Origin of the sequence: Archangium sp., from assembly GCF_036389735.1 — a bacterium.
Taxonomy (GTDB): Bacteria; Myxococcota; Myxococcia; order Myxococcales; family Myxococcaceae; genus Archangium.
In genome coordinates, this window is record NZ_DASVWK010000366.1 from 1 (window position 1) to 24450 (window position 24450).

Genomic DNA, 24450 nt, shown 5'->3' on the forward strand with positions numbered 1-24450 from the left:
CCAACACCCTCCAGGGCTCGTGCGCGGACGGGCCCGGTGGCCTGCACTACGACGAGTCGCTCGACCGCATCCGCGTCTACACCGCCGACGGGAGCCCGTTCGAGCCCGGCAAGCAGGTGACCGTCGAGGTGAGCGTGTGGGCCACGTATCTCTACCGGTCGGACTATCTGGACCTCTACTACGCGGCCGATGCCAACAACCCGGTGTGGACGTACCTCACGACGATGATGCCTGGGGGGTCCAATGCCCGGAAGCTGTACGCCTCCTACGTGCTGCCCTCGGGCGCGGTGCAGGCCGTGCGCGGGCGCTTCCGCTACGGAGGCTCCGCGATGCCGTGCGGCTCGGGTGGCTATGATGACCACGATGACCTGGTCTTCGCGGTGGCCACCGACGTGATGGCCCCCACGGTGTCGCTCACCGCGCCGAGCGCGGGAAGCACGGTGAGTGGCACCGCCACCGTCTCCGCCTCCGCGAGTGACAACAGGGGCGTCATCCGCGTCGAGTTCTTCGATGGGGCGACCCTGCTGGGCACCGACACGACCGCTCCCTACGCGCTCTCCTGGAACACGGCGGGTGTCTCCAATGGCGGCCATACGTTGATGGCCAGGGCGTACGACGCGGCGGGCAACGTGGGACAGAGCGCCCAGGTGCAGGTGGCGGTCAACAACGTCCAGGCTCCGGTGACGACGGCGGCCTATGACACCGTGCTGGGCGCGCCCCGGTGCGCCTCCTCGGGCGCTTCCTGCGACTCGGGCACCCTGCTCAACGGCCGGGCCGGCCTGGGGCCCGAGGCCAATGCGCCCAACACCGTGGACACCTGTACTGACGGGGCTGGCGGCGGCTACCACTCCGACGAGTCGCTGGACCGGTTGAAGGTGTCCACGCTCGATGGCACGGCCATCGCGGTGGGGAAGACGATCCAGATCGACGCCACGGTGTGGGCATTCGGCGGCTACAGCTCCGACTTCCTGGACCTGTACTACGCGCCCGATGCCAGCGCGCCGAGCTGGACCTTCCTCGGCACGATGCCCGCCATCGCCGCCGGCGCGCACGTGCTCTCCAAGACGTACACGCTGGCCGCGGGGAGCAGCCGCGCGGTGGTTCGCGGCGTGTTCCGCTACAACGGCTCCGCGGGCACGTGCTCGGGTGGCTACTACACGGACGTGGACGACCTCGTCTTCGTCGCGCAGTAGTGCCCGCGTGGGCGTTGCGTTCATGGGGTGCTCGTCATACGAGGGCCCCATGAACCTCACCAATCATCAGTTCCGTCTCGCCGCTCGCCCCGTGGGTCTGCCCAAGCGCGAGGACTGGAGCTACACCGAGGAGCCCGTCCGCGAGCCGGCGGAGGGCGAGCTGCTGGTCAAGGTGCTCTACCTCTCGCTCGACCCGGCCATGCGCGGGTGGATGAACGAGGGCAAGTCCTATATCGCGCCCGTGGGCATCGGTGAGGTCATGCGCGCCGGCGCCGTGGGCAGGGTCATCGCCAGCAAGCACCCCGGTTTCGCGGTGGGCGACTTCGTCTCCGGCACCTTCGGCGTGCAGGAGTACGCCCTGTCCAACGGCAAGGGCGTCACCAAGGTGGACACGGGGTTCGCCGCGCTGCCCGTCTACCTCGGCACCCTCGGCATGCCCGGGATGACGGCCTACTTCGGGCTGCTCGACATCGGCAAGCCGAAGGAGGGGGACACCGTCGTCGTCTCGGGCGCGGCCGGTGCGGTGGGCACGGTGGTGGGGCAGATCGCGAAGCTGAAGGGCTGCCGTGTCATCGGCATCGCGGGGGGGGCCGACAAGTGCAGGTACCTCGTGGACGAGCTCGGCTTCGACGCCGCCATCGACTACAAGTCGGAGGACGTCAAGAAGGCGCTGCGCACGCACTGCCCCAAGGGCGTGGACATCTACTTCGACAACGTGGGCGGCGACATCCTGGACGCGGTGCTCGCGCAGCTCGCGCTCCGGGCGCGCATCATCGTCTGCGGAGCCATCTCCCAGTACAACAACACGGGCCCGGTGAAGGGCCCGGCCAACTACCTGTCGCTGCTCGTCAACCGCGCGAGCATGACGGGCATGGTGGTGTTCGACTACGCCGCCCGCTACGGCGAGGCGGCGCGCGAGATGGCCGGCTGGATGGCCGCCGGCAAGCTCAAGTCCCGCGAGGACATCGTCGAGGGCCTGGAGACGTTCCCCGACACCCTGCTGAAGCTCTTCAAGGGTGAGAACACGGGCAAGCTCGTGCTCAAGGTCGCCGGGGAGTGACGGCGACCGCCGGGGAATGCCTCGGCTGAGGCCTACCGCGCCGCCAGCGTGTCCACGTGCTGGCGGAGCGCCACCTCGTTCTCCAGCCGCGCGCTGAGTCCGGCGAGCGGCTGGGCGGCCTGGGCGATGCGCCCGCGGGTGCGCGGGCCGGCGGCCACGAGCCAGGCCACGCCGAGGGCGAGCTCGGCCACCTCGGGCACACCGCCGAGCTGGGGCACGAGCGCGAGCAGCGCGTCCACGGCCTTCTTCACCTGTGCGCCATGCATCGCGTGGCTGCTGGTGATGCCCTGGCGCAGCAGCTCCAGCAGGGCGAGCGCGGTGGCGCGGGCCTGGCGCACGGGCTCGGGGCCGGCGCCGGTGCCCGCCCACAGGCCGCTGGCGAGCTGCGTCTCGAGCAGTCCCACGCCGCCGTCGGCGGCGGGCTCGTGCTCCAGGGGCTCGGGCATCGACTCCGCCACCGACAGGTCCTCCATCGGGGCCGCCCCCAACGCCTCGTCGTCGTAGTCCATCTCCGCGACGGACTTGGATGCCTCCGCCTTGCCCTGGAAGAGCTGGCTGAAGAAGCCACCCTTCTCCTTGCGCTTCTCGGACGAGCGGGAGGAGGCGTCAGCGCCATCGCTGGGGGCCGCCGCGGCCGGAATCGCCGCGAAGGAGGCGGTGGTGCGAGACGGGGCGGGCGCCGGAGGAGGCGGCGCGGACGCCCGAGCGGGTGAGGGCCGGGGAGCGCCCACCGGCGCGCTGAAGCTCGGAGGCGGCGCGCCAGGAGCCGACAGGCCCGCCATCTTCTTCGCCGGAACCCCCGGAGCCGCCGCGCCCCCGCCGCGCCGGGCCGCTCCACCCGAGGAGGCGGGAATCGCGGTGCCCTCGGCCTCCTCCTGGGCCGCGCCGAACATGGCCCAGCCGGCGGGGGCGTTGACGGGGACGACGCGCGTCTCCGGCTGGCCCGAGGCGCGGCGCTCACCGGTGCGCTCCTCCACCACGACGAAGGAGGTGTACTGCGTGACGAGGCCGTGAGCGAGCGCGAGCTGGACGATGCGCTCCTTGAGGGCCTGGGCACGCCGGCCCACGAGCGCGGCGTCCTGCCACCCACGGATGCGCTCGGCGGCCCACAGCTTCTCCACCACGGGCCGGTCGCTCTCGGCGGGGAAGCTCATGGGGATGGAGAGCGAGAAGGTCTCCGCGCCCGACTTCCCCTTGAGTACCACCTTGCCCGAGCCGGGCGTGGTGTAGCGGCCGAAGAGGCTCCACGGGGTACCGTCCACGAGCTGCGGCGACTCGGCGGGGGCCAGCTCCGAGGCCTCCACGCCCTCGAAGCGCACCTCGATGCCGGTGACGCGGGGCGCGAGCGCGCGGGAGAACTGGGCCACCACCTTGTCGTCGATGCGCTCGCCGGGGTGGATGAACTCCACCGCGCCGCCCGTCTGCCGGGCCAGGTCCTTGAGCAGCACGTCACTCACGTTGGTGCCGATGCCGAAGGAGTAGATGCGCGCCGTCTTGCGCGCCCCCATCACGGCATTGAGGATCTCCGACTCGTTGCCCACCTGGCCGTCGGTGAGGAGCACCACCACGCCATCCGGCGCGGCCTGTACCGCGGCCACCATGGGCTGGAGCAGCTCGGTGCCGCCGCTGGCGTTGAGGCCGGCCACCCAGCGGTCGGCCTGCTCCAGCGTCCGCTGGGTGAAGGTCACCGGCTGCGGGGAGAAGAGATGGAAGGAGTTCTCGAAGGCGATGATGTTGAAGCGGTCTCCCTCGCGCAGGTGGCGCAGGCACAGGCGGAGCGCGCCCTGGGCCTGGGGGAGGCTCTCGCCGTCCATGGAGCCCGAGGTGTCCACGACGAACACCACCTCCTGGCGCTTGGGCGCGGACGCCATGCCGAGCAGGTCCGGCACCACGGTGAGGGCGAAGGTGCCCGGGCCCTCGCCCTTGCGGTGGGTGACGAGCGTGGTGAGCGGGGTGCTGGTGTCCGGGCCGCGGATGCTGAGCACGAGGTCGCGGTCCAGCGCGACACTGGACTGGGAGAGCTTCACGCGCGTGCCGTTCTCGGCGCGGGAGATGTCCAGCTTGTGCGAGGGGCTCTCCACCACCACCTCGCGGCCGAGCGAGAGGAGCAGGTCCAACGTGAGGCCGTAGCGCGCGTCGCCCACGGGCGGGGTGATGCGGTCCGCGTCGGGCACGCGGTTCGTCGGGTCGACCGAGCCATGGGCGGTACGGTCCCCAGTGGAGGTACCGGGGATGTAGCGCGGGGCGACGAGGGTGGGCAGGGCCCAGCGCACGCAGCCCTCCTCCACCTGGATGGCCTGGAGGAACTCCACGTCCACCAGCGTTTCCTCGCCGGGCAGCAGGTTGCCCACCTGGGCGGTGAAGACGTTGGGGCGCTCCTGGTCGAGCAGCGCGGCGCCGTGGCCGGACGTCACCGCGTCGTCATAGGTGCGGAAGGCCTCCTCGCGCTCCTTGAGGATGCCCTGCACGCGCCGCCCGGCGCACTCCATGGCGAAGGCGGTGAGGGTGGCATCCGACGGGAGGGGGAAGACGTAGACGGCCTCGACGGGCTTGGACTCGGTGTTGCGGTAGCGCTGGCGGACGCGCACGCGGGCGTGACCACCGAGCAGCTCTCCGGACACATCCACGCCCTGAAGGGGAACCTGCGCGCCAGTGCTCGTGTACAGCCCTGCCTTCTCGTTCACCATGGCTCTACCTTTCCTGGGACTCCTGGATGAGGGCGCGCACACGTTCCGCGAGCGCCCGGGTCTTCTCGTCCGCCGTGTCGGCGAGGTGCAGCTCCAGCCCCGGTGCCAGCTCCCACCGACGCCAGCTTGTCACCCCAGCTTCCGAGGTGTCAGCCCGAGGGCTCGTCTTCACCGGCCCCGCGGTGGGAGGCATGGAAGGGGCCGGAGCAGGGGCTTCGACGGCGGGGTCGGCCTCGGCGAGCGCCTGGAGCTCCTCGGGACTCAGCCGCGCCAGCTCCACCTGGATGGCATCGAGCGGGAGGAACCTCGCCTGAAGGACCCGGATGGCCTTGAGGCGCAGCAGGTGCTCCTCCCCATAGACGGTGTCCGGGCCCTTGAAGGGCGGGGCGGGTAGCAGCCCGCGCTGGACGTAGTAGCGCACGGTCCGCGGGGACACGCCCGCCTCCTGGGCCAGCTCCGCCAGCTTCCACTCCTTGCGTGTCGTCGTGCTCACGGGACTGACAGTAAGACCCGACAGTATTGGTGTCAAGAAGTCACTGATGAGTTCTCACTGTCATGAAGGCACTGTCGGGATGTAGGAGGGCAGGCGACCAGGCTTGCACCGGAAGGGGGCGGGTGGGACAGAAGAGGGTCCATGGACGCGACAGTCGGCGTGGACCTCTCCTCCCTCCGGGTCATCGGCGCGGCGGTGACACCCGCGGTGATGGTGTCCGCGTGCGGCATCCTGGCGACGGGGCTGGACAACCAGATTGGCCGGATGACGTCGCGGATGAGGGAGATGCTGCGCGAGTGGCGCTCGCTGCCGGAGGGGGAGCCGCGACGCGAGGTGCTGCGGGCGGAGGTGGCCATCCTGGACCGGCGGCACCTGCTGCTGGCGCGGGCGCTGGGGATGGCCTACGGCGCCCTCATCTCCTTCGTGATGACGTCGCTGCTCTACCTGACGCAGCGGCGCTTCTCGGTACCGGAGGTGCTGCCGGTGGTGGCCTTCTCGGTGGGCGTGGTGCTGCTGGGCTGCATCGCGGTGTTCGCGCTGGCGTCGCTGCGGCTCGGCCGGGACGCCATCGCCCTGGAAAAGCGTGAGATGTTCATGGACACCCGGCTGCCCGCGCCGACCGGAGAGGCGCGGGACTGACGGGGACGCCTACTTCAGCACGCCGAGGGAGCGCATCAGGTCCAGGGGGATGGGGATGATGGTCTGGTTGCCTCCCCCCGTTATCTCCACCAGCGTCTGGAGGTAGCGCAGCTGGAGGGTAATGGGGTTGCGGTTGAGCACCTCGGCGGCGAGGGAGAGCTTCTCGGCGGCCTGGTGCTCACCCTCCGCGGCGATGATCTTCGCGCGCCGCTCGCGCTCGGCCTCGGCCTGACGGGCGATGGCGCGCTGCATCTCCACCGGCAGGTCGATGTGCTTCACCTCGACGTTGGAGACCTTGATGCCCCACGGGTCGGTGTGGGCATCGAGCACCTTCTGAATCTCGCGGTTGACGCGGTCGCGCTCGGAGAGGAGTTGATCCAACTCCACCTGCCCGAGGATGGCGCGCAGGGTGGTCTGCGCGAGCTGGCTGGTGGCGTAGAGGAAGTCCTCCACCTGGAGCACGGCCTTGTCGGCGTGGATGACGCGGAAGTAGACGACGGCGTTCACCTTCACGCTGACGTTGTCCTTGGTGATGACGTCCTGCGGGGGCACGTCGCGGGCGACGGTGCGCATGTCGATGATGACCATGCGCTCGACGAGGGGGATGAGCCACCGGAAGCCGGCGCGCTTGATGCCCACGAAGCGGCCGAGCCGGAAGACGACACCATTCTGGTACTCGTTGATGATGCGCACGCCGGAGATGAAAGCGAGCACGAGGATGCCCAGGGGAATGAGGAGCCCGAGGGCACCGACGAAGACTTCGTTCATGACCGCACCTCATCGACGAAGAGGGTGAGCCCCTCCACGCGGCGCACCACCACGTGGGCGCCGGAGGGGATGGGGAGGGAAGAGACGGCGGCCCAGCGCTCGCCGTGGACGAAGACCGCGCCACCGGAGGGCGAGACGGTTTCCAGCACGTGGCCCTGCTCGCCCACGAGGCCCGCGTCTCCGGCCTGTTGAGGCATGCGGCGGGCCTGTGCGGCTCGGAAGGCGAGGAAGACGGAGGCTCCGGCGACGAAGAGGGCGGTGGGCAGCACCGTGCTCAGCGAGAGGTGGAGGGGCTTGTCGACGAACCAGCCCGCGTCGAAGCGATCCACGAGGAACACGCCGCCGAGCACGAGGAGCAGCAGGCCAGCGGCGCCGAGCAGTCCACTGGTGACGAAGAGCTCGGCGACGAGGAGCGAGACGCCGAGGAGCAGCAGGACGATGGCGCCGGTGCGAACGGGCAGTGCCGCGGAGGCGAGCAGGGCGAGCACCAGACACACCACGCCGATGAGGCCGGGGGCGAAGAGGCCGGGGTGGGTGACCTCCAGGGCGATGCCGAGGCCGGCGAGCATGAAGAGCAGGTAGACGACGGAGGGCTGGGCGAGGACGTGGAGGACGCGCTGGGAGAACGAGGGCTCCAGGTCCACGAGCTGGGCCTGGGCGGTGCGCAGGGTGATGGGCGTGTCGGCGACGGTGACGGAGCGACCGTTCGCCCATTCGAGGAAGGCCTCCTGGGTGGGGGCGACGTGCTCGATGACGTGGAGCGCGAGGGCCTTCTCGGCGGGGACGCTCTCGCTCTGGCGGACGGCGCTGATGGCCCACTCGACGTTGCGGCCACGCTGTCTGGCGATGGCCTCGACGAAGGCGACGGCGTCGTTCTCGATTTTACGAGCCATCTCCTTGCCGCCGGCCTGCTCGGGGTCCTGCCCGGAGAGCCCGACGACGGGGTGGGCGGCGCCGATGTTGGTGCCGGGGGCCATGGAAGCCAGGTGGGAGGCGAGGGTGATGAAGACGCCAGCACTGCCAGCCCGAGCACCGGAAGGCCCCACCCACACCAGCACGGGGACTTGGGAGCCGAGGAAGGCGCGGACGATGTCCCGGGTGGACTCGAGCTCTCCGCCGGGCGTGTCGAGCCGGATGAGCAACGCGTGATGCCCGGCCTCCTGGGCGCGACGGACACAGTCGACGAGGTAGGCGCTGGAGCCGGCATCCACCATGCCGTCGAGGACACAGCGGGAGACGACGGGAGGCGACGAGGACTCCGCTCGCCCGTCCGCCTGGCCGAGCAGGAAGACGCCCAGCGCGAGGAGCACCACCGCTGAACGCCCGAGCGCACCCATCATCCCGTCCCCGTGTTCCGACCCGCGACCTGGCGCGAACCAATAGCCCTCCACGAGTCGGATGGCGCCCACCCTGGAGGGCATCCGTCCAGCCGTGTACGCCTCCGAGAGCCGAGAGGTCGCCTGTGCTACACAACGTCCTCCCGAATGCCAGATGGAGACGATGAGCCAGACGAACGTGGTGGTGGCGCGCCCGGCCTCCGGGTCGGAGTCTTCCCGGAACCTGCCCCTCGCGGTGCCGCCCCTCGAGGCCCGGAACGAGGTGCGCGTCGGCCACCTGCTGTTGATCGGCGGAGGCTTCAAGCCCCCGGAGGTGCTGAGGCACTTCGTGACGCTGGCGGGAGGCGGAGAGAAGCCGGTGGTGGTGTTCCCCCTGGCGAGTGACAAGAGCCGCCCCACGGGAGAGGAGCTGAAGGCGCAGCTCGTGGTGGCCGGGGCGAAGGACGTGCGGGTGGTGCACATCGACGAGCGCCGGGACGCACTGAAGCCCGAGGTCCTCGAGGCGGTGCGTCGCGCGGGTGGAGTCTTCTTCGGGGGAGGGGACCAGAACCGGATCTCCCAGCGGCTGGTGGACACGCCGCTGCTGGAGGCCATTCGGGAGCTGATGGGGCGGGGCGGGGTGGTGGCAGGCACGAGCGCGGGAGCGGCGTGCCAGAGCGACATGATGTTCGTGGGGGAGGGCGACGAGACGGTGCTGCGCGCGTCGAACATCGTCACCACGCGAGGCATCGGGCTGCTGCCGGGGACGATTGTCGACTCGCACTTCGTGGCGAGGAAGCGGCAGGGGCGGCTGGAGAGCCTGGTGTTGGAGAACCCGGAGCTGCTGGGCGTGGGCATCGACGAGGCGACGGCGGCGTGGGTGAAGCCGGACGGGACGCTCGAGGTGCTGGGGGAGGGGTGGGTGGTGCTCTATGACGCCATGCGGGCGCGGGTGGTGCGGACGAAGGACAACCGGCTGTCGGTCTCGGGACTGGTGCAGCACGCGCTGGTCGAGGGCCAGCGTTTCAATCTCCCCCAGCGGGCCGTCCTGCCCTGAGAGGCTCCAGCCGGGAGCGTGCATCCGGTGGAGGACGGAGCGGAGCGGAGCGCATTGCGGAGGAGGAGGGGCCTTCCTACGGTGGGCGGGACGCTTCGGACCCAGACGGAGGAATGCGTATGCGGCGTGCGGTGCTCATCGCGGTGGGAGTGCTCGTGGGCTTCCTGGCCTGCCGGACGACACAGCCCCCGGGGACGGAGAACCGGGAGCCGATCGAAGCTCCGGCGCAGCGGGAGGAAATCCAGACGGTGCCGAACGAGCCACCGGGGACGGGGGAGCCGCTGACGGCGCCGGACTCGGGAACGATGCCGTAGCGCCCCGCCCCCTCCCTCGCCCGGTGACAAGGACCATCGGCTGGCGCACAGTGGCGCGCCGATGAAGGGACGGACGGTCCAACACATCCAAGGAACATGGGCCCTGAGTGCGGCACGAGTCGTCCTGGTGACGCTGGTGCTGGCACTGGGGCAGGGGTGCGCCCGGAGGGCGCCCGAGGGAGCGCGAGTGGAGACGACAGTCTACGTGGCACGCCGGATCCGGACGCTGGACGCGGGGAAGCCGGAGGCGGAGGCGCTGGCGGTGAGGCGGGGTCGGGTGCTGGCGGTGGGGACGAAGGCGGAAGTGCTGGAGGCGGCGGGCGAGGGCGCGCGGGTGGTGGACTTCGGGAGCGCGGTGGTGGTGCCGGGGCTGGTGGACGCGCACGCGCACCTGGCGGGCCTGGGCCGGAGCCTGACGGTGGCGAGGCTGGAGGGAGCGGGCTCGGTGGACGAAGTCATCCAGCGACTGGCGGACGCGCCGTCCACGAGCTTCCAGGGCGACTGGTTGATTGGGAAGGGGTGGGACCAGAACGGGTGGCCGGGCCAGGGCTTCCCCGGGCGAGCCGAGCTGGACGCACGGTTTCCGAGGACCCCGGTGTACCTGACGCGGGTGGACCACCACGCGGCGTGGGTGAACGGCGAGGCGCTGCGGCGGGCGGGCATCACCCGCGAGACGCCGGACCCGGCGGGAGGCCGCATCCTGCGGGACGCGAAGGGCGAGCCGACGGGCGTGCTGGTGGACAACGCGATGGACGTGGTGGCGAAGGTGGTGTCCCCGCCGACGGACGAGCAACTGGAGGCGCGCCTGTCGGCGGCGCTGGAGCGGTGCGCGCGGGTGGGGCTGACGGGGGTGCACGACGCGGGGATGGACCTGCGCACGTTCCGGCTGCTGCAGACGTGGGACATGGCGGGGCGGCTGCCGGTGCGGGTGTACGCGATGGCGGACGGGCAGGGGGAGGAGCGGCACACGTACCTGGAGCTGGGGACGTACGGCGGGCGGATGCTGGAGATGAAGTCGGTGAAGTTCCTGCTGGACGGGGCGCTGGGCTCGCGAGGGGCGGCGCTGCACGAGGCCTACAGCGACGCGCCGGGGGAGACGGGGCTGCTGCTGATGGAGCCGGAGGAGCTGGAGGCGAGGGCCCTGGCCTTCATGCAGCGGGGCTTCCAGGTGTGCATCCACGCGATTGGAGACCGGGCGAACACGCTGGTGGTGGACACGCTGATTCGAGCGGGGGCGGCGACGGGGACGAAGGCGCTGCGGCACCGGGTGGAGCACGCGCAGATCCTCAGGCCCGAGGACATCGAGAAGCTGGGAGCGGCGGGGCTGGTGGCGAGCGTGCAGCCGACGCACGCGACGAGCGACATGGGGTGGGCGGAGACGAGGCTGGGGGTGGAGCGGCTGAAGGGCTCGTACGCGTGGAGGAGCCTGAAGGAGGCGGGGGCGGTGCTGGCGCTGGGGAGCGACTTCCCCATCGAGAACCCGGATGTACTGGCGGGCCTCTACGCGGCGAGGACGAGGCAGGACGCGGCGGGAAGACCCGAGGGGGGCTGGCTGCCACGGGAGCGGCTGACGGGGCAGGAGGCGCTGGAGGGCTTCACGGTGGGGCCGGCGTGGGCGTCCTTCGCGGAGGAGCGGAGGGGTCGGCTGGCGGAGGGGATGGACGCGGACTTCACGGTACTGTCGGTGGACCCGGTGTCGGACGAGGCGAAGGCGCTGGTGGACGCGACGGTGGTGGCCACGGTGGTCGCGGGCCGGGAGGTCCACCTACATTCCACAACACTTCCGACGGCTCTCTAGCGTGCCGCTATGACCCTCCACGTTCCGACGACTCCCCCCGCCTCGTCTTCCGCCCTGGTGCTCTTCTCGGGTGGCCAGGACTCCACGACGTGCCTCGCCTGGGCCCTCGAGCATTTCGACCGGGTCGAGACGATCAGCTTCGACTACGGCCAGCGTCACGTGGTCGAGCTCGACTGCCGCACCCGCGTCGCGGCGGCGCTTCGGGCCCGGTTTCCCGAATGGGGAGCGAAGCTGGGCGAGGACCACATGATCGACCTGAAGGTGCTCGGGCAGATCAGTGAGACCGCCCTGACCCAGGCCAGGACGATCGAGCTGAACGCGAACCAACTGCCCAACACCTTCGTGCCCGGGCGCAACCTGATGTTCCTCACCTTCGCCGCCGCCGTGGCCTACCGGCGTGGCCTCAAGGTGCTCGTGGGCGGGATGTGCGAGACGGACTACTCCGGCTACCCGGACTGCCGGGATGACACCCTCAAGGCCCTCCAGGTGGCGCTCAATCTCGGGATGGACCAGCGCTTCGTCATCGAGACCCCACTGATGTGGATCGACAAGGCCCGGACCTGGAAGCTCTCCGAGTCCCTGGGTGGGCAGCCGTTGGTGGACTTGATCCGGACGGAGACCCACACCTGTTACCTGGGGCAGCGCGACGTGCTGCACGAGTGGGGTTACGGCTGTGGCACGTGCCCCGCGTGCGAGCTGCGCGCCAGGGGATGGGCCGCGTACGTCTCCGCGCGGAAGGCGTGAACGCCCCCCTACCCGAACAACCGTGAGCGAGCCGTCTCCGCGATGGCGACGACGGACGGGTGCCGGAGCCGCCGCTCGACGGAGATGGCGTAGAAACACGTCTCGATGTCCTCGGTGCGCCCGATGATGGAGACGTCGAACTGACGGCACACCTCGTCCTCGATGACGGAGGGGGCGGCGAAGACGCCGTGGCCGCGGTGACCGAAGGCTTTCAGCAGGGCGCTGTCATCGAAGTCGCCGACGATGACGGGGTGGACGTGCTGGGCCTCGAACCAGAGTTCGAGCGAGCGGCGGACGGAGGAGGTTTCCGAAGGGAGGAGGAGGGGGGCGCCGTCGAGGGAGCGGGGGAAGCCGCGGGTGAGGTGGGCGAGCCTGGGGGCGCCGAAGAAGGAGACACCGCACTTGCCGAGCAGGTGGTTGAAGGCGCGGATGCTGACGGGCTCGGAGGAGGGGGCGTCGGCGAGGACGACATCGAGCTCGTGAAGGGCGAGGGAGGCGAGGAGCTGGGGAAGGGGCCCTTCGCGGCAGGTGATACGGATGTCGGGGGAGGTGTCGAAGGCGGGCTGGATGAGCCGCTCGGCGACGAGCTTGGGGATGACGTCGGTGACGCCGACGGCGAGGCGGAGCTGCTGGCCGGAGGGGATGCCGTTGACGACGTTCTTGAGCTCGTTGCCCAGACGGAAGATGTCCTCGGCGTAGCGTAGGACGGTGCGGCCGACGTCGGTGAGGACGAGGCGGCGGCCCTGTCGCTCGAAGAGCTTGTGGCCGAGCGACTCCTCGAGGAGCTTGAGCTGGGCGCTGATGGTGGGCTGGGCGAGGTGGAGTTCCTGGCTGGCCTTGGCGATGGAGCCGGCGCGGGCGACGGTCCAGAAGTAGAGGAGGTGGTGGTAGTTGAGCCAGCTCACGAGAGACTCCAGGGAGACAGGCGGGGATTTAACGGAAGCGCACGGACAGTGCGTGGCCGGAAGGAGGGAGGGAGGCCGGGCGTGCGAGCGAGGAGGAGGAAGGAGAGGAAGAGAAAGGGAGTTGAAGAACCAGCTTGACGGAAGGGCGAAGTCTTCGTAAATCGGCCCTGCTTCTCGCGGTTGAGCAGTGCGGCAACGCCCAAGTAGCTCAGTTGGTAGAGCAGGGGACTGAAAATCCCCGTGTCGGTGGTTCGATTCCGCCCTTGGGCACAGAGTTCCAAGAGATTTCAGGGCGTCAGGCTTCGGTCTGACGCCCTTTTTCTTGCCCACGATGGGGAGAACTCATTCCCCCAGCCAGTAGAGGTTGCGCCGGGTGCGAAGCACCTGCTCCAGAAACTCCGCGAAGGAGTTGGCGACTGGCCCGCAGTATTTCGGATCGGGCCATGCCTCATGGTAGCCGTCAACGAGGGGGTAACGGTCATTCTCCTGGCGGGCCACGTCCACCAGTACGTAGTTGCCGTCTTGCACATCGCAGAGGGCGTACACCGAGGCCGGTCCCCACTGGTCGTCATCCTCGCCGTAGATGGCCACCCGAGCCCGGACGATCTTCGACAGGGGAAGAACGCGGTAGGGGGTGTTGGGCAGCCGCTTGATCAGCTCCGCCCCGTTGCAGTGCAGGTAGAAGGCATGGAGGTCGGGATCCAGCTTCCAGCCTACCCGCCGCTCGAACTCCTCGATCTCCTCGGGGGTGGCCGGGGGACGGGGGAAGTGATCGCGGGAGACCTCGTCGAGCAGGCTGCTCATCGGGGTGGGCATCGTCAGTTGCTCGTGTAGGGTAGGTCGGGTCCCACTGTATTCCAGGGCGACTGACCACCGTAACAGGCAGGGTAGGCTCTGTTGTAGATATCGTGGACGCTCGGCTTCGCGGGGAAGACGTTGTTGGGGTCTACCGGGTTGCCCCCGCGTTTGAGGTCCCGGATGTGGTGCCCCGGCCAGGACACTTCACCCTCCTCGGGCCACTTCCCGAACTTCTCGCTCCACCCCTCCCGATAGGACTCTCGAAACTTCTCCCACTCCTTGCGGCGAACAGCATTTTCCGCGGGTGGCAGCTCGGGGTAGTTGCAGCAGCAGTGATAGATGCCGTAGCGGCTACCGGCCTCGACGGGGACGGGCAACAGGACAAGGCTTCCCACCCAGTCCAGCTTGATATCGGCCAGCCACATGCAGCCCATGAGGGGGTAGCCCTGCTGGGCGCACTCGAGCTGGCACTGGCTCATGAACTCCCGGCGGCACTGCCAGGGACCGTAGTAGAGGGTCGTCTTCATCCGCCCGCCTGGCACGTTCAGCCAGGGCAGTTCCTTCTTCGTCGCGGGTTGGACTCCTGGTGGCGAGCGTGAAGGGCCTGAACCGCCCGTTCCGGACCCGTCCGTGCCCTGGGATGTCGCGCATCCGGTGAGGAGCGCCAACAGCACCGCCGTCCGGACCTGCTTCATGGGGATTTCCCTTGGTGAGGGCCACCCTGATGGGTAGGCAATCCCAATGATTACCAAGGGATGCTGACAGCTCCTGGTGCTCGCCCAAATAGGGGACGCGAGCTGTCAGCTTGAACGCTTCGACTGATGGCTCAGCGCCGCGCGGCGCGCACGGCCTTAACTGCCTTCGCCGGCCGGTTCCACACCCGGCTCTTGTACTGACCGATGAGGTAGTTGGCGAGCAGCTCGATGTCCTTGGACGTGTTCTGCAACTCGTTCCACTTGCGCTGCTGCCCACCTCCGAAGTCCCAGTAGCCGGCGGTCCAGTGGCAGATCTCCTTGAGGGGCTGGAGATCGGCCTCGTACTGCATGGCAGTGGGAATGTGCGTGTCATGGAGGCGATCGGTGATGGCGTCCATGATGAACCCCATGCTGACGATTCCGGCACCATGCATGAGCCGCGACTTCTTGGGCGGAAGGGCCCAGCCCGCCGCGAAGACCCTGGCGACCGCCATCCAGTAGTTGCGCAGCAACTCCAGGATGGGCTCGACGTCAGCTTCCAGGCTTCCCGCGCGCCTGAACTTGTAGAGCGCGCCATCGCTCAAGCTGTTCTCGAGCATCTTGAGGATGGAGTTGTCCTTGATGAGGCCCGTCGGATTGGTCGCGGTGTGGATCATCCCGCGCAGGGGCGAGCTGATGTCCAGGTTGAGCCGCTCCAGGATTTGGGCCGGGAGCCGGCGGCGGTTGAGGAGTGACGGCAGCTGGGCGGTCGTCTTGGGGAGCAGCTCGTAGATGAGGCCCTTGGGCAGGGGCTTGGTCGAGTTGACGAGGATGAACTGCTCCGTCTGCTGGCTGACGTCATTGGTGATGAACGCCGTCACGCAGACGGGGAAGCGCTCGATGGTGGCCTCGCGGATGGCCGCCAGGCGCTGCTGGCCGTCCACGATGAAGCCCGGCTTGCGCTCGTCGGGGAGGTTCTCCTCCATGGGGATGACGATGAAGCCCGGGTGCGCGTAGTCCGAGGGGGAGGCGCCCTTCACCGGCTCGAAGCGCACGCGCGAGTCGAAGGCCAGCACAATGGCGTTGGGAACCATTGGCGAGGGGCTCTCGAGGTAGTTGCGGATCTCCTCGATGTGGGAGAGCACCTCGGGCCGTTGGTAGCCGTGCAGGCCACCCTCCTCCGTGCGGCTCACGCGCGAGATGGTGGCGAAGCGGTGGACGAGCTTCCCGTCCACCGCGAAGGAGTAGAGCTTCCTCCCTGGGGACTGGCGCACTTCGACGGCAGGAAGCCTCAGCTCGTTCTTCATGTCTCGTTTCCTTGCATCAACCACGGGCCCGAGCCCGAGGGAGGCGCGTGTCCAGCCCGAGTCCCTGGAGCTGGCGGTAGAAGGTCCAGATGTTGTGGAAGCCACGCCTCCGGTTGCGCTCCGCGCCGCGGAAGAGGATGACGTGGTGCTTCAGCGTCTTGCACACCTCGCAGGGGCAACGGCGCCACGGAGCATCGGTCAGGGTCTTCACGTAGGCGGCGGCGTGGTCCTTCTTCGTGTCCTTGTCGTAGAGGCGCTCGTACTCCAGCAGCACTTCCACGACCTGGCCAGACGTGCGCCGGCCCTCCTCGAAGAGCCTCATGGCCTCCAGGCTCGCCTGCTCCAGGCGGCGCGCGTGCTCCTGGGACACCTTCCCGGAGGAGATGGCGCGTCGCAGCTTGGGGTTTCCCTCGACCTGCGGGATGCGGAGCGCCGTGTACTTGTAGTCGTCCGCGTAATAGTTGTCGCGGTCGTCCTTGAAGGCCTGCCGCAGCGGCGAGGTGCTGTCGATGGAGGCGATGCCCAGGCGGGAGAACTCCGGGAGGTGCTCGGTGCGCGACACGCCCAGCAGGTGCAGCCGTGTTCCGGGGCTGCGCACCTTGTCGATCTCCGCGAGGCACGCGCGGATCTCCGGTGACTTGAGGGGCACCATGCCGCCGAGGGCGATGTAGTCGTAGCCCATCTTCTGCAGCGCCTTGACGGACGCGGCATAGGACTTCGGGCTCCATCCCTGGGCGACCCCCAGGGGCTCGAAGGAATAGCGGCCCGCCTTGTGTTCCCGAAGGAAGTCCTTGGCGAGCTCCAAGGTGAGCTCCTGCCTCCTCCGGATGGGCTCCGGGACGGCGTCCTTGCTGGCGCCGGGCTCGTCCGCCGAGGGGAGGTAGTCGAGGATGATGTGGTCGAGCGACACGCCGTAGTCGAAGCGGCTGCCCTCGTAGAACTCGAGCACCTCGTCGATGGAGTAGGGCGGCTCCTCCTCGTGGACGTAGGTGAAGGCGCCACAGTCGCCCATGATCGTGAGCGGGTTGGGGGCGCGGTCCACACGGAAGAACCGAGGCGCACCGAGCCGCTGGAGTCGGTGCCGCTGGGCCAGCGTATAACGACTGCCGAGCGTGCCGAAACCATCGACGATGCCCTTGGAGACCAGGAGGCCATCGAAGGCGGGGGCGGTGAAGACCTCGTGGGCGTAGAGGTCGTCACGCTGGCGCTGGCGGCTCACCGACCGACGCTCGCGCTCGAAGTCAAAGGTGGGATCGACGAAATCTTGGCTGTCGGGCAGGAAGAACTTCACGAGAGGGTCTACCAGTTGTTCAGGGACGCACACCTCAAAACGTCGGATGCTTCGGAAGTCAAGGACCCAGCAGCTCCTTCGCCGGATGCCCTATCATTCTCCGCATGGCGCGCGAGATTTCAGAAGCAGAGGTCGTCGATTCGCTAAAGACGCATCTGCTTGAGCAGGGACTCCAGGGCTATCGCGTGGGGAATGTCCTGGTTGATGCTCATCCCGCGTACACGCATTCAAGATTCATCCAGCGTCTGGAGCCTACGGCGCGCATTCCCATTGGTGGTGCCTATCCCGATATGCTCTGCACGCTGGCTCGACCAGACCGTTCGGCCATCATCGGGTTCGAGGTGAAGGCTTCAGGAGCGGCGTCGAACGGTGGAGTGGGCCAAGCCTCTCAATATCGCCGGGGAGTTCACTACGCCTATCTCGCGTTTCCGGGCCGTGCGGCGAATCAGGAGCTGAAAGCGTTGGCAAGTCGCAACGGTGTTGGCCTGTTACTGCGGGACGACAATCGTTGGAACGAAGTGCTACGTCCAGATGACCCCCTCCCATTGCCGTGGACGGCGGACAGCGTAGCGGCGGCGTTGCATGGGGTCCCAGCGGTGCGTCGCCTCCAACTCAACCACCCGTTGAACTACCTCGTTGTGCCCTGGCTTGCGGTGAGTTTTCCCCAGGTCGGTGTACTGCGGGCAATGGAGCAGCACTGGCCAGACCTCAGGAGTGCCAGTTCGCGAAAGCATGCCCTTGATGGAGCCATGGCGCTGGGGCTGCTCGATATGGGAGGAAGGCTCACCTTGGAGGGACTGACCACCGCCGATCTTCTCTCCTCTGCTGGCTTCCCACCCACGCGCCCCATTGACAAGCGGCGTCGGCTCGTGGAGTCCGCACCGGCTGTAGCGGCCGTGGCCAGGGTGGTGCTGCTCCGCCAAGCAACCGTGCGGTTGATCGTAGATACCCTTCGGACCGTGACGAAGCCTCTCTCGACGCCGGAACTCTTTCTCGCTGCCCGTCACTTGGATCTACTGCTTGCCAGTACGCTCCTTCTGTCAGACCCGTCTCGAGGAGAGGAAAAGCACCTCAAGGCAGAGCACTTCAAGGGCGTGGACTTCAACCCATCGGTTGTCTTCAAGTTCAAACAGGCGTTGTGGCATGCCGGTCTACTCTCGACCCCTATTCACAAGAGCGCGGGGAGAGGTGCCGCCGATTACGAGGCTGCTGCCGACATATGGGCATTTGATTCGGACCACGTGGGCAGACTGGCAACCTGGCGCTGATTGCGACCACCTGTCTCACCACGAGGCAGGCGACACCGCATACAGCTCGAACCAGTTATAGCACCTCAAGGCCAGGGCGCTGCTCCGGATCCAGGAGGTCAACGCTCGCGGTCTCCTGTCAGCACACGACCCATGCGGTCTGTACGACGGCAGACGTCCAGCCGGGAGACAGACTTTTCAAGTCACCTCGCTGGGCCCATGCTCCAGTGCCCATGAGCACGTACCAGTATTACGAGTTCCAGGCCGTGGACCGGGCGCTCACCTCCGCCGAGCAGGGCGCGCTGCGCCAGCTCTCCTCTCGCGCGGACATCACCTCGTCCCGCTTCGTCAATGTCTACAACTATGGGGCCTTCAAGGGCGACCCGGACCGCTTGATGGAGCGGTACTTCGATGTCTTCGTCTACGTGGCCAACTGGGGCACTCGCGAACTCCAATTCCGCCTGCCGCGCCGGTTGTTCGATCCCGCCCTCGCTCAGCCCTACCTGCGCGAGAAGTCCCTCTCCCTGCGCACCAAGGGGGACCACGTCATCCTGAAGTTCTACGTCGACATGGAGGATGAAGCGGAGTGGACGGAAGGTGAGGGGTGGCTCGCCTCCCTGCTGCCCCTGCGCACGGAACTGCTCGCGGGCGATCTGCGCGCCCTCTACATCGGGTGGCTCGCTGGCACGCCTCGGACCGAGGAGGACGAGGGGGGCTACGAAGATGAGGAAGAGGACGACGACGTGGAGCCTCCCGTGCCGCCCGGTCTGGGCGAGTCCTCCCCGGCCCTGCGGGCTCTCGCCGAGTTCCTCTTCGTGCCCCGAGACCTGGTCGCCGCCGCCGCGAAGGCCAGCCCCGCCCGGGCCTCCGACGCCGTCCCGAAGCAGGCCCTGGCGGACTGGCTCTCCTCCCTACCGGCCAAGGAGAAGGATTCCCTCCTCCTGCGCGTCATCCAGGGCCCGGAGCCCCTGCTTGGCGCGGAGCTGCTCCACCGTTTCCTGGAGTCCCGACCCCGTGAGCGTGGCTCTCGGGCCGCCGACGCCCGGCGCACGGTGGGGCATCTCCGGACCGAGGCCGAGGTGCTCAAATCCGAGCGCTCGCGAAGTCAGGCGAAGCAGGCGGCACGGGCGCGGGCCCGCGAGCTCGAGGCGCTCGCGGCGCGTGAAGGAGAGGTCTGGCGCGAGGTGGAGTCCCTCTTCGCCACCCGGAGGTCCACCGACCATTCGCGGGGTGTTCAGCTCCTCGTCGACCTGCGGGACCTCGCCCAGCACCTGGGCACCCTCGCCGACTTCCAGCGAAGGTTCGCGGACCTCCGGGAGCGGAATGCGCGCAGGCAGGGCCTCATGCGGCGGATGAATGAGGCCGGCCTCGGGACGGTCTGACCCTCGGTCCTGGCGGAGCGGAGACCCTTACCCCCATCCCCCTCCCAGCGGGGAGAGGGGGGCGCACCCTCCGCGTGGGCGGGTCTACTGACGAGGCAGGGCGGACGACAGCCGGCGGCTACGGCCAGTGCGGGTAACGCGCCAGGACTTTTCCTTCTGGCGACACCGCATACAACTCGAACCAATCGAATCCGATGGCACCGCTCGGGAGCACCACTCCGCACCTGTCCGCGCGCGGGTTGATCCGGACGAAGTACAGGCCCGCCTCCTGGCCGATCACCACGTCCATGGCCTTGGCGGAGTAGGCACACGTTCCGGCATATTCCTTCGGGACGCGCGTGAGAACCTGCTGGAGCGCGGCATGGGCGGCGAGGATGGCGGGCCCATCCAAGATCGCCAGCGGGCGTACTTCCTCTGGCCAGCGGACTGAGTCCACGGCGAAGGGGAATGGAATCGTGATGCCCTGGCCTGGCTCGGCGAAGGGGAGTGGAATCGTGATGCCCTGGCCTGGCTCGGCGGCGTGGACTCGGGAACTCATCGTCGAGGCCATCAGCAAGACGGCCAGCATGACTCGATGTGGTTTGAGCATGTCGCACCTCGCTAGCGCAGTTCGGGAGAGCAATCTGGAAGAACACCTTTGGGACTGAGAATGGTGGACGAGCGCGGTCGGCACGTAGCCTGGAATTTCCATCGTTTTTCCTCTCCAGCCCACTTCCACACCTTGAGAAGAACGCACGCCGACGTGACCTTCTCCCGCGCATGGAGGAGTCGGGGCTCGGGATCGTCTAGTCGCACCCCCAGTGTGGGTGGAGAACTCCTCGTCCGTGCCCCGGCCGGGTCGTCCCGTGACAAGGGACGTGGTGGGACGCCCTCCATCCGGTAGATTCCCCCCGCCAGGGCCCCACCCCTGGGGTATCGAGGCAGGGAGTTCCATGACGCCACTGGTGGAAGACACGGACGTGCTCATCTCCGGCTGCGGCCCCGTGGGCGCGCTGACGGCCAACCTCCTGGGTCTGTACGGAGTGCGCACGCTCGTCCTCGAACGCGAGCTCACCCACCACAGCCAGCCCCGCGCGATCACCTGTGACGACGAGGCCATGCGCATCTACCAGGCCGTCGGTCTCGCCGACGTCCTCGATGCCCACATGTACACCTGCCCCGAGGTGGAGCTCGTTGGGGCCACGGGCGAGCTCTTCGCCCGCCTCGTCATCGAGGGCACGGACTTCGGGTACGGCTACTCGGCCCTCCGCTTCTTCAACCAGCCCTACCTGGAGCGCGTGCTGCGTCAGGGGCTCTCGCGCTTCCCCCAGGTCAAGCTGCGGACCGGCCAGCACGTCGAAGGCTACTCCCAGGACGCCCAGGGCATCTCCGTCTCCGTTCGCGATACCCGCGACGGCTCCGAGCGCACCATCCGCGCCCGCTACCTGCTGGCCTGTGACGGCGGTCGCAGCACCCTGCGCCAGCTCGCCGGCATCGACATGGTCGGCGCCACCTATGACGAGGGCATGGTCGCCATCTCCCTCCTCCTGAACGACACGCCGCCGCCCCTGTGCCGCATGGTGTGCGACCCCCATCGCCACGTCTTCGTCACCCGCTGCGCCGGCAACGAGCTGCGCATCGAGTGCATGATCCGCGAGGACGAGCGGCCCGAGGACATGGTCCGGCCCGAGCGCATCCGCGAGTTCATCTCGCCCTTCGTGGACCCCGACCGCGTCACCATCCTCCGCGCCGCCACCTACATCTTCAACCGTCGCGTGGCCTCGCGCTGGCGCGACGGGCGGCTCTTCCTCCTCGGCGATGCCGCCCACCTCATGCCCCCCTTCCTCGGCCAGGGGCTCTGTTCCGGCTTGCGCGATGCCGCCAACCTCTCCTGGAAGCTGGCCTCTGTCCTCCAAGGCCATGCCGACGAGCCGCTCCTCGACACCTACGAGCAGGAACGCCGCCCCCATGCCGAGGCCATGCTCGAGGCCAGCGTGAACATGGGCCGCATCGTCCTCACCGGCAGCCGCTCGGTCGCGTTCCTGCGCGACCGCGTCTTCCGCGCCCTCGACCGCGTCCCGCGTGTGCAGCGCTTCATCCGCAACCTCGAGTTCAAGCCCCGCCCCCTCATCACCCGCGGCTTCATGCTGGGCGGCTCCCGCAGCCATCGCCAGTCCCCCGAGGGGTCCTACTTCCCGCAGCCCCGCGTGGGCGCTCCAGGCGGCGGCGTGGTGCGGCTCGACGAGCTGCTGGGCTCCGGCTTCGCGGTGCTCGTCCACTCCGACACCCGCGAGGCCTCGGTCCGGGGCGCCCAGGCGCTCGCCGACAGCATCGGCGCGCGCTGCGTGCGCATCCTCCCGCCGGGCTCCGGTCAGGCCCAGCCCGGCGAAGTGGTGGACGTCGAGGGCAAGCTCGACGCGTGGTTCCGCGAGCACCGCGCGGACATCGCCGTCCTCCGTCCGGACCGCTACATCTTCGGCGCGGTGCGGGGCTCGCACCTCGCGGGGCTCTCGGCGACGCTGCGCGGGTGGGTCCACGGGCCCCTGCGCGGGGGAGCGCCGGCCGCCTTCGAGCCCGGCTCCGTACTCAACTCGTCGATGGGCTGAACAAGGGTCGAGCCGTCGGGGAATATCCAGTCGCCCCACCCGTTGGGTGGGGCCTTCGAGCCAAGGGAGAGCGGATGCTCAGACAGAAGTTGCTCGTCACGGGGTTGGTACTGCTGGCGGGGACGGCCGCATGTGCCCAGGCGCGGTCCGCGAAGGCCGAGACGGTCGCCACCGCGGCGCCCAAGCCCGGCGCCGACGTCCAGACGAAGACGCTGAAGAACGGGTTGAAGGTCATCGTCTGGTCGGACCCGGACAACCCGAGCGTCGCGCTCTACAACTGGTTCCGCGTGGGCAGCCGCAACGAGCGGCCCGGCATCACCGGCCTGTCCCACTTCTTCGAGCACATGATGTTCAACGGCGCGAAGAAGTACGGCCCCGGTGAGTTCGATCGCGTCATGGAGGCCCACGGCGGCAGCAACAACGCCTACACCTCCGAGGACGTCACCGTGTACCAGGACTGGTTCCCGCGCTCGACGCTGGAACTCATCTTCGAGCTGGAGGCGGACCGGCTGCAGCACCTCGCCATCGACCCCAAGGTGGTGGAGAGCGAGCGCGGCGTCGTCTACTCGGAGCGCCGCTCCAGCGTGGACAACGACAACACCGGCCTGCTGATGGAGCAGGTGCAGGCCACCGCCTTCGTGGCGCACCCCTACCAGATTCCCGTCATCGGCTGGCCCTCGGACATCGAGGGCTGGAAGCAGGAGGACCTGGAGCGCTACTTCCGCACCTACTACGCGCCCAACAACGCCACCCTCCTGGTGGTGGGCGCGGTGAAGCCCGAGGAGGTGTTCTCGCTCGCGGCGAAGTACCTCGAGCCGATTCCCGCCCAGCCCGCGCCCGAGCCGGTGCGCACCCTGGAGCCGCCGCAGCAGGGCGAGCGCCGGGTGGTGGTGCGCAAGCTCGCGCAGGCCCCGCTGCTCCAGATGGCCTTCCACGGCCTCAAGGCCAGCGACGCGGAGGCGCCCGCGCTCGACTTGCTGGTGCGCATCCTCACGGACGGAGACTCCTCGCGGCTGCACCGGCGGCTGGTGGAGGACACGCAGGTGGCCATCAACGTGTCGGGCATGCGCGGCGCGGGGTTCGATCCGTCCCTCACCTGGCTGGTGGTGGACCTGCCGCCCGGGGGGGACCTGGGCAAGGTCGAGTCGCTGCTCGACGAGGAGCTGGCGAAGGTGGTGTCCGGCGGCGTCACCGACGCCGAGCTGCGCAAGGCGAAGAACATCGTCGTGGCGAACTTCTGGCGCCACCTGGAGACCAACAGCGGTCGGGCGCAGGCGCTCGGCACCTACGAGGTGTTCCACGGTGACTGGCGCAAGCTCTTCGACGCCCCCGCCCAGTACGAGGCGGTGACGCGCGAGCAGCTCCAGAAGGTGGCCGCGAAGGTGTTCTCGAAGAACAACCGCACGGTGGGCGTGCTGGTGCCCGAAGCCGGGGACGAAGCGAAGGAGGCGGCGCGATGATGGCGTTCACGGGAAGGGCGGCGCTCGCGGCGCTGCTGGTGGCCTCCACGGCGGGGGCTCAAGGAACGAAGGCACAGCGCCCGGAGGCTCCGCCGGTGAAGCAGGCCGCGGTGCAGGACGCGGTGACACTGCCCAAGGCCACGGTGCTGGAGCTGAAGAACGGCGCGAAGCTGCTCCTGGTGGAGAAGCGCGAGGTGCCCCTGGTGTCCTTCAGCGCTCGGGTGCGCGGTGGGGCGCTCGGGGACCCGGAGGGCAAGGAGGGCCTGGCCGCGCTCACCGCCGAGCTGCTCCAGAAGGGCGCCGGTGCGCGTGATGCACAGCAGTTCGCCGAGGCGGTGGACAGCGTGGGCGGCATGCTCGCGGTGGCCTCCGGCCGCGAGGCGCTCAACATCGACGGCCAGTTCATGGCGCGCGACACCGCGCTCATGGTGGAGCTGCTCTCGGACCTGCTGCGGCGGCCCCGCTTCGAGCAGGCCGAGCTGGACAAGACGCGCGAGCGCATGGTGTCGGAGATCGCCGCCGAGAAGGACGGCGACCTGCGCGGCGTCATCGGCACCTACTTCCAGGCCTTCCACTTCGGCACCCACCCCTACGGGCGCCCGGTGAGCGGCAGCGAGGCCTCGCTCGCCACCCTCAAGCGCGAGGACGTGCTGGCGTACGCCAAGGCGCAGCTCGGTGGAGACCGGCTCATCCTCTCGGTGGTGGGCGACTTCGACGCGAAGAAGCTCGCGA

The 24450-nt window shown here is 68.8% G+C and carries 22 protein-coding genes and 1 tRNA gene; 13 read left to right on the forward strand and 10 right to left on the reverse strand.

Going from position 1 to position 24450, the window contains the following annotated elements:
* On the forward strand, positions 1-1193 hold a 1193-nt coding region (locus tag VF794_RS12785; protein ID WP_331110127.1), incomplete at its 5' end, for an Ig-like domain-containing protein.
* Between the two features lie 49 nt (positions 1194-1242).
* The gene (locus VF794_RS12790) at positions 1243-2253 is read left to right on the forward strand and encodes an NADP-dependent oxidoreductase (protein WP_331110129.1); all 1011 of its coding nucleotides are present in this window, start codon (positions 1243-1245) and stop codon (positions 2251-2253) included.
* A gap of 32 nt (positions 2254-2285) precedes the next feature.
* Here VF794_RS12790 and VF794_RS12795 read toward each other — a convergent pair whose 3' ends face one another.
* Together VF794_RS12795 and VF794_RS12800 are read right to left on the reverse strand one after the other, a co-directional pair.
* Complete coding sequence (locus tag VF794_RS12795; RefSeq protein WP_331110131.1) at positions 2286-4940, reverse strand: VIT domain-containing protein; 2655 nt, start codon at positions 4938-4940, stop codon at positions 2286-2288.
* 4 nt (positions 4941-4944) lie between these two features.
* Entirely contained in the window at positions 4945-5433 is a 489-nt protein-coding gene (locus tag VF794_RS12800) for a helix-turn-helix domain-containing protein (RefSeq protein ID WP_331110133.1), read from the reverse strand.
* Between the two features lie 141 nt (positions 5434-5574).
* On the opposite strand from VF794_RS12800, the gene VF794_RS12805 reads away from it, so the two are divergent.
* Entirely contained in the window at positions 5575-6072 is a 498-nt protein-coding gene (locus tag VF794_RS12805; RefSeq protein ID WP_331110135.1) for a DUF2721 domain-containing protein, read from the forward strand.
* Between the two features lie 9 nt (positions 6073-6081).
* On the opposite strand, the gene VF794_RS12810 is transcribed toward VF794_RS12805, so the two are convergent.
* Together VF794_RS12810 and VF794_RS12815 are read right to left on the reverse strand one after the other, a co-directional pair.
* Positions 6082-6840 (reverse strand): slipin family protein, encoded by a 759-nt coding sequence (locus VF794_RS12810; RefSeq protein WP_331110137.1) that lies wholly within the window; start codon positions 6838-6840, stop codon positions 6082-6084.
* On the reverse strand, positions 6837-8180 hold the full coding sequence (locus VF794_RS12815) for an NfeD family protein (protein WP_331110139.1): 1344 nt from the start codon (positions 8178-8180) through the stop codon (positions 6837-6839). Before VF794_RS12815 ends, VF794_RS12810 begins: the two co-directional genes overlap by 4 nt.
* A gap of 160 nt (positions 8181-8340) precedes the next feature.
* Here VF794_RS12815 and VF794_RS12820 point away from each other — a divergent pair, with 160 nt between their 5' ends.
* The 4 genes from VF794_RS12820 (at position 8341) to queC (ending at position 12069) form a co-directional block, all read left to right on the forward strand.
* Positions 8341-9213: a cyanophycinase gene (locus tag VF794_RS12820; RefSeq protein ID WP_331110141.1), complete on the forward strand. Its 873-nt coding sequence runs from the start codon at positions 8341-8343 to the stop codon at positions 9211-9213.
* Positions 9214-9332: 119 nt separating this feature from the next.
* Positions 9333-9527 (forward strand): hypothetical protein, encoded by a 195-nt coding sequence (locus VF794_RS12825; protein WP_331110143.1) that lies wholly within the window; start codon positions 9333-9335, stop codon positions 9525-9527.
* Positions 9528-9714: 187 nt separating this feature from the next.
* Positions 9715-11325, forward strand: a complete 1611-nt coding sequence (locus VF794_RS12830) for an amidohydrolase (RefSeq protein ID WP_331110145.1) — start codon at positions 9715-9717, stop codon at positions 11323-11325.
* Positions 11326-11334: 9 nt separating this feature from the next.
* Positions 11335-12069 (forward strand): 7-cyano-7-deazaguanine synthase QueC, encoded by a 735-nt coding sequence (queC, locus tag VF794_RS12835; RefSeq protein ID WP_331110147.1) that lies wholly within the window; start codon positions 11335-11337, stop codon positions 12067-12069.
* An 8-nt stretch (positions 12070-12077) separates the two neighbouring features.
* Here queC and nhaR read toward each other — a convergent pair whose 3' ends face one another.
* On the reverse strand, positions 12078-12974 hold the full coding sequence (gene nhaR, locus VF794_RS12840) for a transcriptional activator NhaR (protein ID WP_331110148.1): 897 nt from the start codon (positions 12972-12974) through the stop codon (positions 12078-12080).
* Between the two features lie 197 nt (positions 12975-13171).
* Between nhaR and VF794_RS12845 the strand changes: the two genes are divergently transcribed.
* A tRNA-Phe gene (locus VF794_RS12845) sits at positions 13172-13244 on the forward strand.
* A 72-nt stretch (positions 13245-13316) separates the two neighbouring features.
* On the opposite strand, the gene VF794_RS12850 is transcribed toward VF794_RS12845, so the two are convergent.
* The 4 genes from VF794_RS12850 to dpdA form a co-directional block, all read right to left on the reverse strand.
* A complete protein-coding gene (locus tag VF794_RS12850; protein WP_331110150.1) occupies positions 13317-13790 on the reverse strand; it encodes an SMI1/KNR4 family protein in 474 nt (157 codons plus the stop codon).
* 2 nt (positions 13791-13792) lie between these two features.
* Complete coding sequence (locus VF794_RS12855; RefSeq protein WP_331110152.1) at positions 13793-14467, reverse strand: hypothetical protein; 675 nt, start codon at positions 14465-14467, stop codon at positions 13793-13795.
* Positions 14468-14598: 131 nt separating this feature from the next.
* On the reverse strand, positions 14599-15753 hold the full coding sequence (gene dbpB, locus VF794_RS12860) for a DGQHR domain-containing protein DpdB (protein WP_331110154.1): 1155 nt from the start codon (positions 15751-15753) through the stop codon (positions 14599-14601).
* Positions 15754-15769: 16 nt separating this feature from the next.
* Positions 15770-17044: a tRNA-guanine transglycosylase DpdA gene (dpdA, locus tag VF794_RS12865; RefSeq protein ID WP_331110156.1), complete on the reverse strand. Its 1275-nt coding sequence runs from the start codon at positions 17042-17044 to the stop codon at positions 15770-15772.
* A gap of 104 nt (positions 17045-17148) precedes the next feature.
* Here dpdA and VF794_RS12870 point away from each other — a divergent pair, with 104 nt between their 5' ends.
* Both VF794_RS12870 and VF794_RS12875 read left to right on the forward strand, forming a co-directional pair.
* Positions 17149-18312, forward strand: a complete 1164-nt coding sequence (locus VF794_RS12870) for a hypothetical protein (RefSeq protein ID WP_331110158.1) — start codon at positions 17149-17151, stop codon at positions 18310-18312.
* Positions 18313-18524: 212 nt separating this feature from the next.
* Complete coding sequence (locus VF794_RS12875) at positions 18525-19673, forward strand: hypothetical protein (RefSeq protein WP_331110160.1); 1149 nt, start codon at positions 18525-18527, stop codon at positions 19671-19673.
* A gap of 118 nt (positions 19674-19791) precedes the next feature.
* Here the strand turns inward: VF794_RS12875 and VF794_RS12880 are convergent, their stop codons facing one another.
* Positions 19792-20241, reverse strand: a complete 450-nt coding sequence (locus VF794_RS12880) for a hypothetical protein (RefSeq protein ID WP_331110162.1) — start codon at positions 20239-20241, stop codon at positions 19792-19794.
* Positions 20242-20605: 364 nt separating this feature from the next.
* Between VF794_RS12880 and VF794_RS12885 the strand changes: the two genes are divergently transcribed.
* From VF794_RS12885 to VF794_RS12895, 3 genes are all read left to right on the forward strand, one after another.
* Positions 20606-22258, forward strand: coding sequence for a bifunctional 3-(3-hydroxy-phenyl)propionate/3-hydroxycinnamic acid hydroxylase (locus tag VF794_RS12885; RefSeq protein ID WP_331110164.1), 1653 nt, complete (start codon positions 20606-20608; stop codon positions 22256-22258).
* A gap of 74 nt (positions 22259-22332) precedes the next feature.
* Positions 22333-23718: a pitrilysin family protein gene (locus tag VF794_RS12890; RefSeq protein WP_331110166.1), complete on the forward strand. Its 1386-nt coding sequence runs from the start codon at positions 22333-22335 to the stop codon at positions 23716-23718.
* On the forward strand, positions 23715-24450 hold a 736-nt coding region (locus VF794_RS12895), incomplete at its 3' end, for a pitrilysin family protein (RefSeq protein WP_331110168.1). The genes VF794_RS12890 and VF794_RS12895, both read left to right, overlap by 4 nt.